19 protein-coding genes are annotated in these 12,166 nt (G+C 64.7%); 18 read left to right on the top strand and 1 reads right to left on the bottom strand.

Annotation, left to right across the window (positions count from 1 at the left end; translation table 11 throughout):
- Positions 1-248: 248 nt before the first annotated feature.
- From KAK07_RS19510 to KAK07_RS19475, 8 genes are all read left to right on the top strand, one after another.
- Positions 249-1,520, top strand: coding sequence for a DUF4062 domain-containing protein (locus KAK07_RS19510; RefSeq protein WP_210862727.1), 1,272 nt, complete (start codon positions 249-251; stop codon positions 1,518-1,520).
- A 201-nt stretch (positions 1,521-1,721) separates the two neighbouring features.
- The gene (locus KAK07_RS19505; RefSeq protein WP_210862726.1) at positions 1,722-2,288 is read left to right on the top strand and encodes a DUF6932 family protein; all 567 of its coding nucleotides are present in this window, start codon (positions 1,722-1,724) and stop codon (positions 2,286-2,288) included.
- Positions 2,285-3,226 (top strand): hypothetical protein, encoded by a 942-nt coding sequence (locus KAK07_RS19500; protein ID WP_210862724.1) that lies wholly within the window; start codon positions 2,285-2,287, stop codon positions 3,224-3,226. Before KAK07_RS19505 ends, KAK07_RS19500 begins: the two co-directional genes overlap by 4 nt.
- A 145-nt stretch (positions 3,227-3,371) precedes the next feature.
- Positions 3,372-3,872 carry a hypothetical protein gene (locus KAK07_RS19495; protein WP_210862722.1) on the top strand — a complete coding sequence of 167 codons (501 nt, stop codon included), beginning with the start codon at positions 3,372-3,374 and terminating at the stop codon, positions 3,870-3,872.
- Between the two features lie 141 nt (positions 3,873-4,013).
- Positions 4,014-4,778: a hypothetical protein gene (locus KAK07_RS25455; RefSeq protein WP_247664474.1), complete on the top strand. Its 765-nt coding sequence runs from the start codon at positions 4,014-4,016 to the stop codon at positions 4,776-4,778.
- A gap of 173 nt (positions 4,779-4,951) precedes the next feature.
- A complete protein-coding gene (locus tag KAK07_RS19485) occupies positions 4,952-5,386 on the top strand; it encodes a hypothetical protein (protein ID WP_210862720.1) in 435 nt (144 codons plus the stop codon).
- A gap of 206 nt (positions 5,387-5,592) precedes the next feature.
- Complete coding sequence (locus tag KAK07_RS19480) at positions 5,593-6,225, top strand: DUF2272 domain-containing protein (RefSeq protein ID WP_210862718.1); 633 nt, start codon at positions 5,593-5,595, stop codon at positions 6,223-6,225.
- Between the two features lie 73 nt (positions 6,226-6,298).
- A complete protein-coding gene (locus KAK07_RS19475; protein ID WP_210851662.1) occupies positions 6,299-6,883 on the top strand; it encodes a hypothetical protein in 585 nt (194 codons plus the stop codon).
- A gap of 71 nt (positions 6,884-6,954) precedes the next feature.
- On the opposite strand, the gene KAK07_RS19470 is transcribed toward KAK07_RS19475, so the two are convergent.
- Positions 6,955-7,113 carry a hypothetical protein gene (locus KAK07_RS19470; RefSeq protein ID WP_210851661.1) on the bottom strand — a complete coding sequence of 53 codons (159 nt, stop codon included), beginning with the start codon at positions 7,111-7,113 and terminating at the stop codon, positions 6,955-6,957.
- A 195-nt stretch (positions 7,114-7,308) separates the two neighbouring features.
- Between KAK07_RS19470 and KAK07_RS25845 the strand changes: the two genes are divergently transcribed.
- From KAK07_RS25845 to KAK07_RS19420, 10 genes are all read left to right on the top strand, one after another.
- Positions 7,309-7,758 carry an excalibur calcium-binding domain-containing protein gene (locus tag KAK07_RS25845; RefSeq protein ID WP_210851660.1) on the top strand — a complete coding sequence of 150 codons (450 nt, stop codon included), beginning with the start codon at positions 7,309-7,311 and terminating at the stop codon, positions 7,756-7,758.
- A 49-nt stretch (positions 7,759-7,807) separates the two neighbouring features.
- Positions 7,808-8,254, top strand: coding sequence for a hypothetical protein (locus tag KAK07_RS19460; RefSeq protein WP_210851659.1), 447 nt, complete (start codon positions 7,808-7,810; stop codon positions 8,252-8,254).
- A gap of 156 nt (positions 8,255-8,410) precedes the next feature.
- Positions 8,411-8,785, top strand: coding sequence for a cupin domain-containing protein (locus KAK07_RS19455; protein WP_210851658.1), 375 nt, complete (start codon positions 8,411-8,413; stop codon positions 8,783-8,785).
- 115 nt (positions 8,786-8,900) lie between these two features.
- Positions 8,901-9,221, top strand: a complete 321-nt coding sequence (locus KAK07_RS19450) for a heavy metal-binding domain-containing protein (RefSeq protein WP_210803616.1) — start codon at positions 8,901-8,903, stop codon at positions 9,219-9,221.
- A 5-nt stretch (positions 9,222-9,226) separates the two neighbouring features.
- Positions 9,227-9,574, top strand: a complete 348-nt coding sequence (locus tag KAK07_RS19445; RefSeq protein WP_210851657.1) for a hypothetical protein — start codon at positions 9,227-9,229, stop codon at positions 9,572-9,574.
- 244 nt (positions 9,575-9,818) lie between these two features.
- Complete coding sequence (locus KAK07_RS19440; protein ID WP_210851656.1) at positions 9,819-10,229, top strand: CC0125/CC1285 family lipoprotein; 411 nt, start codon at positions 9,819-9,821, stop codon at positions 10,227-10,229.
- Positions 10,226-10,660 (top strand): hypothetical protein, encoded by a 435-nt coding sequence (locus KAK07_RS19435; RefSeq protein WP_210851655.1) that lies wholly within the window; start codon positions 10,226-10,228, stop codon positions 10,658-10,660. The genes KAK07_RS19440 and KAK07_RS19435 overlap by 4 nt, the downstream gene beginning before the upstream one ends.
- A 138-nt stretch (positions 10,661-10,798) precedes the next feature.
- Positions 10,799-11,242 (top strand): DUF4188 domain-containing protein, encoded by a 444-nt coding sequence (locus tag KAK07_RS19430; protein WP_310738446.1) that lies wholly within the window; start codon positions 10,799-10,801, stop codon positions 11,240-11,242.
- A gap of 80 nt (positions 11,243-11,322) precedes the next feature.
- On the top strand, positions 11,323-11,514 hold the full coding sequence (locus KAK07_RS19425; RefSeq protein WP_210862716.1) for a YbjQ family protein: 192 nt from the start codon (positions 11,323-11,325) through the stop codon (positions 11,512-11,514).
- Between the two features lie 36 nt (positions 11,515-11,550).
- Positions 11,551-12,165 (top strand): GNAT family N-acetyltransferase, encoded by a 615-nt coding sequence (locus tag KAK07_RS19420; RefSeq protein ID WP_210862714.1) that lies wholly within the window; start codon positions 11,551-11,553, stop codon positions 12,163-12,165.
- Position 12,166 lies beyond the last annotated feature (1 nt).

The following is a 12,166-nucleotide window of genomic DNA, read 5'->3' as shown; positions in this document are numbered from 1 at the left end:
CGAGAGTCGATCTTGTCCATGCAGGGTCAGACTCTACGCGTCCGGAAAAGTTCAACATTTCAATGCCGGATCAATAACGTGCGGGCTGGTGAGCCCAAGGCTTCAACGGGCTGTCGAGTCGTCCAACGCAGGCGCACGGGTCGCTTGCGCTAACCGCGATTCTTCTGTGGAATCGCTGGGTTGAACATACAAGGCGTCACAAAACGGCCCGCAGCACCCGCCGGACCGACTAGAGCCACATCAGCTCCATGAAGCGACCAACTTTCTTTATCTCGTCAACCATCTACGACTTTCGCGATCTGCGCTCATCGCTAAAGTTCTACTTGGAAGAGCAGGGCTGCAAGGTCTTGGCCTCAGAGTTCAATGACTTTAGGAAGCCGCTCGATCAGCACTCATACCAGGCATGCCTTCAAGCAATCCATGCAGCTGACTATTTCGTGCTTCTCATCGGCAGCCGCGTAGGCGGTTGGTACGACGAGCCGAACAGAATATCGATCACACAGCGCGAGTACCGAGAAGCATATGAGTTGCATCGAGAAGGAAAACTCAAACTCTTTAGCTTCGTCCGATCTGACGTCTGGCAAGTCAAGGAAGAGCGCCGCGAGCTCGCGAGGTACCTAGACACGGTAGCCATTGAGGACGGACTTAAGAGGGACATCTCGAACTTCCCAAGCAAGAGTGCTGCCGATGCGGACTTCATTTCATCCTTTCTCAGTGAAGTCGGCCGCAACAAAGAGACGGCTGCCGCCGTCAAGACGGGATCTGAAGCACCCACCGGGAACTGGATCAATGTCTTTTCGGACTTTCGTGACTTGGTTCGAGTCATTGATGGTGCACTCTTCACTTCCACCCCCACGGAAGACCTCACGTTGAAGCGCCTTCTACGCCGGGAACTGCGCGAGTTTCTCTCGCAGTGCTTGGTCAAGATGAAAGCCGGCGCCGTGTACTCGCCACGCTCCGCCATTGATCAATTTCACCGAGAGACGCCAATATCCCTAGATGGCCGAAGGGACAGCGTCAAGACAGTAAACACAAAGACGTGGGATCTATTGAGTTCACTGTCCATCGCTCTTATGGGGCTGCAACTTCATCCCGTTGTATTGGACCGCGCCGTATCGGTCCCGACCTTTCTCTCGTTTGACCTTGCCTCCGACTCGTATCAAGAAACACCCGTCTACGAAGCATTGCTCCAACTTCAGGACGAAGTTCGACGCCTCAAGCGTGCAAATACGACTGAGGTCATGAGCCTCGTCTATGAGCACTCTCCAAAGAGTCAACCGCACCGAGGGCCAACCATCAACATCGACACAATGAAGCTCGCGATGTTCCTTCACTTGATGGACCGCTGGGCGAATGTGATTGAGCTTTCTAGGGCAATCCTTCAGCATCTCGACGGGGCCCCCTACAGGCAACCCAGTCTTCGCCCCTCGTCCCCAATACACGGAATGGAGGAGCAGCTAGTTGAGCAGCGTCCTACCAATGAAGAGATCGACGCTTTCATCCGCGGCGGCGCGCAGTGACGCCTAACCCCTCGTTCGAGCCGACGCGCAACGGCAGCCAATGCCTGGCCGCTCCAGGCCAAAGTGTTAATCGTCCTTGCGCGGCCAGTCATCGTCTGCCTCCGCGCGCGTCTCAACTCGAACGTTAGGCGTCACAGGCAGCGCCGTTCTCAGCTCTCCGGCAGAATGCTGCGACAAGAAGCGCTAGACACAGGGAGACAGATGATTCCGGCCTTCAATCTTTCAGGGGCGCTTCCGCCGTACGTCGGCCCCTCGCCAGCCGATCCCGCCGGACTATCCCCCTACGACACCTCCATGAAGGAGGTTGCCGAGGCCCTGGGAACATCGGCCGACCGCGCTGCAATCCTTCGCGGGTTCATCTCGCTCCGCCAAAGCTTGTTGGCTCTTGGCATCTCCGATGGCTATCAGTGGTGTGCCGGAAGCTTCTGCGAGGACATCGAAGCTCTTGAAGGTCGAAGCCCGGGCGACATTGACGTAGTGACCTTCTTTGTTCGGCCAACGCACGCGCAGGATCAAGTTGCTTGGGCAGCATTTGTTGCCGCCAACGCAGCACTCTTCGACGCCGTACAAACGAAAGCACTGTTTCGATGCGACGCCTACTTTGTTGATGCGAATACCCCTCTTCCCAACGTCATCACGCAGGTGACGTACTGGCATGGACTCTTCGGCCATCGGCGATCCTCACACCTGTGGAAGGGTATCCTTCGACTGCCACTGATCTCTGACGATGCCGACGCCCTCAAGCACCTGGACCGGGTCTGGCCATGAAGCGTCTTGAACTGGAAGCGCTTGTAGCCGACCGTGAAGCAGTGCGCGCCATGCTCGCTGCTGCTGGGGATGCCGATCCGATCGGACAACTGTCGTTTCGTGCACGACTTGCCTCGCTCGAGGAGAAGATTCAGCGGCTAGCGGCAGAGGAAGAGACAACGGGAAGCGTGGCGCTAATGTTCGCAGGCGGCCCAGTCTACGGCTCTCGCTCAATCGCTGCCGACTTCGCGACGACGGCGCTTAGGACGTTTCAGGATCTGATCAGCAAGAGAATTGCATCAGAAGAGTTCGGCCGTCTTGGAGCACGGGGTCGAGTTCCAGAACGAACCCCATCAACGCTTGCCATTCGAGAGCTTGTGCGTGGATCCGTCGGCTTCGTTCTGGAAGAGAACTCGCAGAACGCTCAGATCGCCGACACACCCATCAAGAAGGCAATTGACGACGTAACCGTCATGATCAGCCAAGCGGCTGCGGAGTCGGACGAGGCCTTTGAGGCAAGCGTCGAAACACTTGATCCTCGCATGTTGGTATCGCTCCGCGATTTTTTTCGGGCACTAGACGACAGTCAAGCGTCCTTGAGAATCGTTGAAGCCGAGAGAGACGAAAGCCTCACCGGAGAGGCCGTCCGCAGAGCGCGAATTCGAGTTGAAGCGACCGAAGTCGAAGACAACGAGAGCGACAACGTCGTCGGCGAGCTTCTTGGCTTGCTTCCGGAGGCACGAAAGTTTGAGATGAAGCTCCTCGAGTCTGGCGAGGTGATCCGTGGCACGGTCGCGTCGGCTCTTGCGACTCGTTGGTTCGAGCTAATCGAGAAGCCAGACGAGAAGCTGATTGGACAGCTCTGGCGAACGAAGATGAGAGTCCGAGAGATTCGAGAGCGCAACAGGCCGCCCCGCAATCTTTACACCCTACTCGGTCTCATTGAGCGCCGCGAGTGACGCCTAACCCCTCGCTGGGACCGACGCCCACCGGCATGGCACTTGGCCCGCTTTCCGGCTTAGGTCATCATCCGTCCAGCGGGCCAAGTGCCACACCGGCGCTCGCGGCTCAGCTCAAACGTTGAGCGTCACCCCTCTCCCCTCTATGTCCGCTCCCACCAATCAACAACTCGCACTCCGCGGCGCTGCGGCTTCAATCTTCGGGGCAACACTCGGCGTATATGCCGGCGCGAACGTTCTGGTCCCGGCAGTCGGAAGTGGTGCCGTTTGGTACATCGGCAGCAAGTTGCTGAAGCCAACCGATCCCAGATACCTCGGCGCAATGTCTGTCCTCGCGGGCCACACCCTTTGGCTTCTGGCGGGTATGGCCCTGCTCAATCAATGGGGCCTCAACACCATTGATCTCATGGTCTTTGGGGTTGGTGCGCTGTGGCTGTGGATTCGCCCCGGCCTAACGCCAGTCGTCGTGCTCACGGTTTTCGAGCTCATCGCTCTTGTCACGAACGCCTCGACCATCGCGTCTGAACAGCTTGGGTCCGACATGCACAAGGCGCTCGTGGTTCACATAGCACTTCGGGTCGCCGTCCTCGTTCTGCTTTGGGGCGCCTGGCTCAAGGCGCGACGCGACGTACCCAGTGGCACCTAACCACTCGGTCAACGCGACGTCCACGAGCTACGCACCAGGGCCGCGAGGCAGCCAGACATATCATTTCCCTCGCGGCCCTGGCGCTCCGCTGGCGGCTGCGCGTTACCTCCAACGTGAGGCGCCAATAACATCAACCTCGCTATGCACCGACTCCTGATTCCTATCTTGGCGCTCTTGTTGTCTGCCTGCGACCAACAGGCCATGTTCGATAGGTTTGTTCCAAAGGAAGAGGCTGCGCTCGCGAAGCAAGTGGTCTCGCAACTCGCGGCACGCGACTACGCGTCGGTCGAGGCGCAGCTGGATCCAAGCCTTCGGTCACCTGATCTTCGGAGCAAGCTGGAGGCGATGGCCGAACACATTCCTTCAGGCGAACACATCAGCGTCCGTACCGTGGGGGCGCATACGAACATCACCAACTCAGTCACAAGCTTCAATCTCACGTTCGAGTATCAGTACAAGGACTCCTGGCTGCTTGCCAATGTGGTTCTGGAGCGCCGCAATGGCAAGGTCCTGGTGCAGGGGATTCACGTCACGCCACGGTCGACCTCCCTGGAGGCGGAGAACGCATTCACGTTCGACGGCAAGAGTGCGCTGCACTACGCTGTGCTTGTCCTTGCGGTGGGCATTCCTCTCTTCGTGGTCTACGCGCTCATCGCATGTGTCAGAACCCAGATTCCAAAGCGCAAGTGGCTATGGCTGCTCTTCGTCGCAGTTGGCATGGTGCAGTTTCGATTCAACTGGACAACAGGTGCGTGGGGCGTCCACCCCTTCAGCGTTGCGCTGCTTGGCGCAGGCTTCGCCAAGGCGGGGCCCGTGGCTCCGTACATCTTCACCTTGGCATTTCCGCTGGGAGCGTTCGTCTTCCTGATGAAGCGCCGTTCGTTTGCACAGCCCGCTGACGCCTGAGGAAGGTCTGTACATTGCCTGCGCGAACTGCTCCATCCACCACGCGAGCCGCGGCATGGCACGCTTGACCGACAGTCGCTGTTGTCTACCATTGGCCCCAAGGCCAGGGCGCCTTACCGCGTCGCGACGGTCAACACTGCGATAGGCGTCACACCGTGCGGTCGCATTTGCTGTTGGCTGTCCTCGTCGTGGCACTTAGTGCGTGTTCTGAAGCCACCAACGGCACGGGCGGCATCAGCAAGCACATCGGTGCCGCGGCTCGCGACCCGTCCGCCTCGGAAGTTGACCTTGGCAAGCTGACCAGCTTTGGCTGGGACAGGTTCTATGTGTTCAAGCCGGGCACCAGCCGCGAGCAGGTCTGTGCGTTCATCGGCGCGAATCGGAACCAGTGTGGTCGGATCATTCGGGTGCCCGAGCCGCCCGAGGGCCATGTCTTCATGATCTTTGGTCTTGGAAGCCAGCTCACGCATGTGGAGATGCACGCCCTGGCCAACGGCGAGTTCGACGTCGACTTCCCGGATGCCGGCATCTCCAAGGCCGCGGCCATCTTCAGAATCAGGCGCAGCACTTCTGGCAACTCCGAGCTCATTCGCCTTGAACCCAAGTGACGCCTCACCCTTCCATCGGGCGGACGTCTGGACAGCGTGGCCTGTTGGACGCTGCTCATGTCGAACACCCACACTCAGGGGCAGGCATGAAGCGTTCCGATTTGCGCGAACACATTCAGGCCGCCGCCGATCCTTCCCTCTGAGGATGCGCCTGCGGGCTTGATGGCCTACAAAGCCGGCTCGTTCAATGGGCAGGGGAGCCGGTCATGGGCATCAAGGCATCGATCGTTGCTGCCGCGCGCAGCGAGTGGGACCACTGGGGCCAGTCGGTCTGGGATCTGGTCGACCAGCGGCTGTCGATCCAGCACACGGATGACGAGAGTGCCTACGCGCAGTACGTGATCGACCACTACTGCGCGGTGGGCGGCGGCCATCCGAGCCTGCACGATGTCATGGACGACCGCTACTACTGGTCGGCCGTGGGCATGTCGGCGATCATGAAGGCTGCGGGGCTGACCAAAGCGAGATTTCCGTTTGCGCAGGCGCACTCGGTGTGGATTCGCCAGTTCATTGCGGCGCGCAAGGCTCAGGACAGCTCTGCGCTTTTCTGGGGCTACCGGGTTGGCGAGGCCGGCGGGGCCCCGCAGGTGGGCGATCTGGTGGCCTACAGCCGCGTGCCGGGCAGCAACCCGGCCAAGGCGGCCAAGCTGTTCGATGCAACGACCAGCTACCCCAGCCACTCCGACGTGGTGGTTGCCACCGGGCCCGGCTATGTCGAGGTCATCGGCTGCAACGTGCGCGACTCGGTGACGCTCAAGCGGCTGCCGGTTGACGACGCCGGTCACCTGCGCGACCCGGTTCACCCCTGGTTTGCGGTGCTGAAACTGCGCACCGACTGACTCGCAACGGGCCGGTCAGCGGGCCGGCCTTCCCTGAGGCCAGGGCGTGGCAACACGTCTCTGGGTTGACAGCATGAACCACCCGATCGCGCCTTACGAACGCCTCGTCCCCAGCCTGGATGGCTCGCCGCGGCTGCAGCGGCCGCTGGTCTACATCCTCGAACACCGGGTGCTGCCAAAGGCCGCCCACGAACGTCACCCGATGCTGTGTGAGGCCCTGGCCGGTGAGACCTTGTCGGCACTGAGCTTCCAGTACCTGTTCTTCCTCGCCGAAGCGCAGTGCGGGAGCATTCCGGGCTGGCCGGTCGGGCGTGACAAGCCAGCGTCCTGGCCCACCTACCTCGCCGATCTGATGGGGCAGGTCAGTGCCCGGCGCTACGCGCATGGCGAGCAGGTCAACTGGGTCATCCGCATGCCCACGCCGCTGGCCTCGCCGGAGGCCCATCTGGTGGCCATCTGGGGCCTGACACCGCGGGCCACGGAGCAGGCTGAACCGCCGCGCTACTTCGCGCTGGAGCGGGGCACGGCCCCGGACTCCTGCTACCTGTGCGAATGGGCCGACGGCAAGCACCTGAACCTGGGCGAGTCGCCATTGCTGAGCTCGGAGGCGTTCGACCAGCGCGTCGCGGAGATCGTCGGCGCGCCAGCGCGCGGCTGATTCCACCAGCGACCGCGCGGGCCTGCTGTTCAGGCCTGCCCTTCAAACCCGGCCAGGGCGCGGTCCAGGACTCACCACAGCGCCGTTGCGACGGCGCCCAGGCTGGTGAAGCCTGTGATGCCTCCCAGCAATCTGACGTCGCGCCGGTCGTTGCCGATGCGCCAGGCCTGGACCGTCGCGCCCAGAAGGGCAGCGGCCAATACAAGGAGCGACAGGGTAGCGAGGTCCATGGGTGGGCGAATGAATTGATCTGCACGCATGGTCACGGCGGGACGGCTTGGCATCAACCAGGTTGGATCGGGCAATGGGTGCGGGCTTTGCGAAGCTTGCCTGAACACGACGACGTCCGCACACTTGTGCCTGGGCACCGCGGGCCGCCCAGGCCGCAGCGCCGCCGTGACCGCGCAACGACACCCTTCCTCACCATGCCCCGTATCGCCTTGCTGGCGCCGGTCTTCGCCGCGCTAATGTTTCACGCAGCCGCCCACGCCGCACCGGTGAATAAGTGCGTGATCAACGGCAGCGTCACCTTCCAGGAAGCGCCCTGCCCGGCCACGCAGCCGCGGCGCGACCCGACGCTGGCGGAGCTGAACGCGGCCGAGAAGCAGCGCCGCGCGGCGGCAGCGTCGGCACCCGGCGCGGGGGCCAAGGTGCCCTGGCCGTCCACCGCGCCCTCACCCTCGCCGGGGCCTGCGGCGGCGCCGGCCCCGGCGCCCGGGGCCGCGCCGGGCGCCTTCCACTGCGACGGGCGCCAGTACTGCTCGCAGATGCGCTCATGCGCCGAGGCGCAGTACTTTCTGACGCATTGCCCGGGGGTCAAGATGGACGGCGACCACAATGGCATCCCCTGCGAAAAGCAGTGGTGCGGCCGTTGAACGCGGCCCGGCGGTCGGGCGCCCTCCGCAGACACGAACCCTCAGCGCCATGAAGATCGTCTTCACCAAGGGCTCCGCCAAGCACGACCTGATGGAGGTGTTCCAGGCCAGCGGCGCGCCGCAGCGGGTGGAGTGCCCGAAGCAGGGGATCATCCCGCACGACATGGTGCACTTCGCGGTGGAAAGCACGCTGCAGGCGCGCGGCTTTCTGGGCCGGGTGCGCGACGGCGAGACCGCCGGCTTCCGGATGGCGGCCGAGGCCGAGAGCGACGGGGTGGAGCGGTTGGTCGAGGTGATCCAGGGCGATGCCTGGTCGGGCGGCCAGACGCCGGCCACCGAGCTCCTGGCGATGTACCAGGTGACCTGCGCAGCGCGGCAGTGCCCCATGCTGGCCCTGGATGAGGCGGCGGTGGACGCGGTGCGCGCCTGCATGACCGATCTGTCGGCGCGCTGGGCGGGCCTGCCGGTGGGCGGGCGGCTGGAGCTGGTGCTCTGAGGCTGGCGTTTCTTGGCTGGCGCTTCATGGCTGACGCTCCAGGGTCAGCGATCAACGCTAACCCCTGGCCGCTTGTGCCAGCGCAAACATGCGGCGCGCCATCGTTCTACTGTGAAGACGTGGCCGCTGGGCGCCACGCCTTTGACGGAGACCATGATGCTGAAGACACCCGCCACGATCCTCGCGTGCTGCGCCCTGTGGCTGGGCCTGCCGGGACCGGTGCAGGGCCAGACCTTGCCCCGCTCGTATGTGGCTTCGCCCGATATCTACCAGGTCATTGCGCAGAACGAACAGTTCAAGGTGATCGCGGTCACCTGGAAGCCAGGGCAGCGTGACGTGCTGCATGCGCACCCGGCCAACGCGGTGTACTACCTCAGCGACTGCAGCCTGCGCATCCATGCGCCCGACGGCAGCACGCGCGACGCGCAGCCACGCGCCGGCGCGGCCATCGTGCAAGCGCCGATTCCGGGCCATGTGCTGGAGAACATCGGCAGCGCCGACTGCCGGCTGGTGATGTTCGAGCCGTCCTGAGCGCGCGCCGACTCTGCGATCATCGGCGGACTGATCGCCACGTGGCTGCTGGATCCGGCGGCCCGCCAGTCCACGTGCGCCCCTGCATCGCCGCCCGCCATTCGCCAGGACCCGCATGCTGCTCACCACCACCCCCAGCGTCGAAGGCCACCGCATCACCCGCTACTGCGGCGTGGTGACTGGTGAAGCCATCCTCGGCGCCAATGTGTTCAAGGACCTGTTCGCCGGCATCCGCGACATCGTCGGCGGTCGCTCGGCCACCTACGAGAAAGAACTGCAGCGCGCCCGCGACATCGCGCTGCGCGAACTGGAGGAGCGCGCCACCCAGCTGGGCGCCACCGCGGTGGTCGGCATTGACCTGGACTACGAGGTGCTGGGCCAGGGCAATGGCATGCTGATGGTGTCGGCCAGCGGCACGGCCGTGGTCATCGAGTAGCCACGATGCCCGACGCCGCTGTCCGCTTCGAGATCTGCATCAACGACCAGCCGCTGGCGACGATCGGCCTGGAGGACTGTGGCGTCCTGACGGCCCTGGTCAGCCGGGTGCGCCGCAGCCCGGCGCGGATCACCGAGGCCCATCGCCAGCAGCCCGGGTTCGACGAGGCCGAGTTCCTGCAGGACCGCTGCGAACTGTCGATGTCGGGGCTGGACTCGGGACGCGACCTGCACTGGCACTGGGGCTCGCGCGCGCTGGCGCCCGGCGACGTGGTGACGGTCCGCGTGCTCCCCGCCGGCCCGTGCGACCCGCCCCAGCAGGTGCAGACGGACGGTGCCGGTCCGCCGCGCTGACGGCTGGGCGGCGCGTGGGGTGGGTGTCGGCTGAGGCCATCGCGACCATCCTTCCTGACCGGGCGGCCCCCTGCGGGTCGTTGCATGCCGCGCTCGCGGGTCGGCCGCACTCCCCCGTGCTCGGCGACCATCAGGCCTGCGGCCAGGGGCATCGTGAACGACCTTGGGATGCCAAGGCGCGTCCATACAATCGGCGCACACAACAAGGAGGAGCGCTGTGCTGTTGTCGAGATGTGCCGTACCCATGGCGGCGGTGGCCCTGCTGGCGGGCTGCGCCACAGGCTATCAGGATGCCAGCCAGCCGCTGGTGGGATGGACCGGTGGGTACTGGGAGCAGAAGGGACCGGGGGAACTGATCAAGGTCGGCTTCAGCGGCAATTCGATCGTCACGCGCGAAAAGGTGGGAACCTATCTGCTCTATCGGTGCGCAGAGATTGCCCAGCGTGAGAGCAAGACCTACTTCGCCTTCTACCAGAGCCTCCCTGATGCCGTGATGGACAAGCGCAGCGCCGAAAAGACGGTCACCACGATCGTCCACAAGCCGGCGGTCTACGCCTACGTCCTGTTCTTTGATGCCCCCGGCCCGGGACTCCTGAGCAGCCCCGACCTGCTGGCGCGCCTGGCGCCGGAAGTCAAGGGAGGCGCGGAGAAATGAACACGTCCCGTCTCGCCCTGGCCCTGGCGGCCATCACCCTGGCCTCCGGTTGCGCCGTGGTGCCGGAATACCGCGCGCCGCAAGGCGCTGCCGTGGCCAGGCTCAACCTCAAGAGCCCAGGCAACAAGTGGATCTGCCTGGCCGGACAACGCCAGAGGCTTGTCGCGGATTCGACAGGTTATGCCGACATCCCGGCTGGCAACCGGGTGACCATCGGGTCCAGTTACTACAACTATGTGTACGGCGGCGTCTCCACGTCATGCAGCCCCAGATCCAGCATCATTCCGGAAGCGGGTCAGCGGTACTACATCGACTTTGAGATCGAGGCCGAGCGGTGTTTCGCCTTCATCTTCAAGGAGGACGCCACCCACAGAACCGGCTTGGCGCTGGACCCCACCTTCGGGCAATCGACGGATTGCTTCGGGAAGTGAGCCGGTCAGCGCGCAGGGCCACGCGGTCGGCATCGTGGACGACGGTGGCGGTGGGCCGGGTCCCGAGGCTGCTCGTGCCGATGGGCGCTCACTGAGGAGGTCAGGTCGATGGTGCACCCAGAGCGGATGACCGCGCGGATGGACGGCGAATTCGCCGTGTTCCTGATCGGCATGCGGGTCAACCGCCTGTGGGCCGTGCACCAGTGGCTGCCGGTTGCTGCGGCGATGCCGCGCATGCTGCGCGAGCTGTACGCGCGGCCCGAGCTGGGTCTGCTCAGCCACGAGATGTGGTTCTCGCGCACCGCGGTCCTGGTGCAGTACTGGCGCAGCCTGGACGCGTTGCTCGCCTACGCCACGGCGCGCGACTCGGCGCATCTGCCCGCCTGGCAGGCGTTCAACCGCGCCGTGGGCGTGGATGGCCGTGTCGGCATCTGGCACGAGACCTACCTTGCCCGACCCGGCAGCTATGAGAATGTCTACGTCAACATGCCCGCCTTCGGGCTGGGCAAGGCGGGGACCCTGGTGCCTGCCCGGGCCGGCTGGCAGTCCGCCAGGGGGCGGTTGCATGGCGGTGAGGGATGAGGTCCGCGCAGCGGCGCGGTCTCGCGGCGGCTCGCCGGCCAGCGCGTGCCCGTCAACGCCGATCTGGTCAGAGGAACACCGTGCAGCGCACCACCGCCCCCAGCCATGAAGGCCACCGGATGACCCGCTGTGGTGGCGCGGTCGCGGGCGAGGCTCTCGCGGGCACCCAGGTCGTCCAGGACCGGGTCGCCGGCCTGCGCGGCATCGCACTGGGCGCGGGCAACGGCCTGCTGTGGCTGTCGGCCAGCGGCACGGCCGTGGTCACCGAATAGGCGCCGGCGCGCCAGCACGCGGACCAGCCCGACCCGATGCGCCCGCCGATCGAGCCCGACACCCCACGCCTGCGTCTGCGGGTGTGGCAGCCGCGGCACCTGGCGCCGTTCGCGGCACTGAACGCCGACCCGCTGGTGATGCGCTACTTCCCGGCCACGCAGACCGAGGCCCAGACGCGCGACAGCGTGGCCCTGTGGAGCGCGCAGTTCGCCGAGCAGGGCTGGAGCAACTGGGCGGTGGAGCGGCGCGACAGCGGTGAGTTCATCGGCTTCATCGGCCTGACAGTGCCGCGGCGCACCCTGCCCTGCTCGCCCTGCGTGGAGGTGGGCTGGCGGTTGGCCCGGCAGCACTGGGGCCAGGGCCTGGCCACCGAGGGCGCGCGCGCCGCGCTGGCGGTGGCCTTTGGTGCGCTGGGGCTGGCGCAGGTGGTGTCGTACACCGCGCTGGTCAACCGGCCGTCGCGGGCGGTGATGGAACGCCTGGGCATGCACGACACCGGCCAGGACTTCGACCACCCGGCGCTACCCGAAGGCCATGCGCTGCGGCGCCACTGCCTGTACCTGATCACACGCGAGGCATGGTTGCAGGCCGGTGGCGTACCGGCTCCACGACAGACGCCTTACCATGGCCCACCGTCTCCTGCCATGTGAC

It is taken from the genome of Ideonella alba, assembly GCF_018069875.1.
GTDB lineage: Bacteria > Pseudomonadota > Gammaproteobacteria > Burkholderiales > Burkholderiaceae_C > Ideonella > Ideonella alba.
The sequence above is the reverse complement of the archived record's forward strand: the minus strand, read 5'-3'. Positions and strand labels throughout refer to the sequence as shown.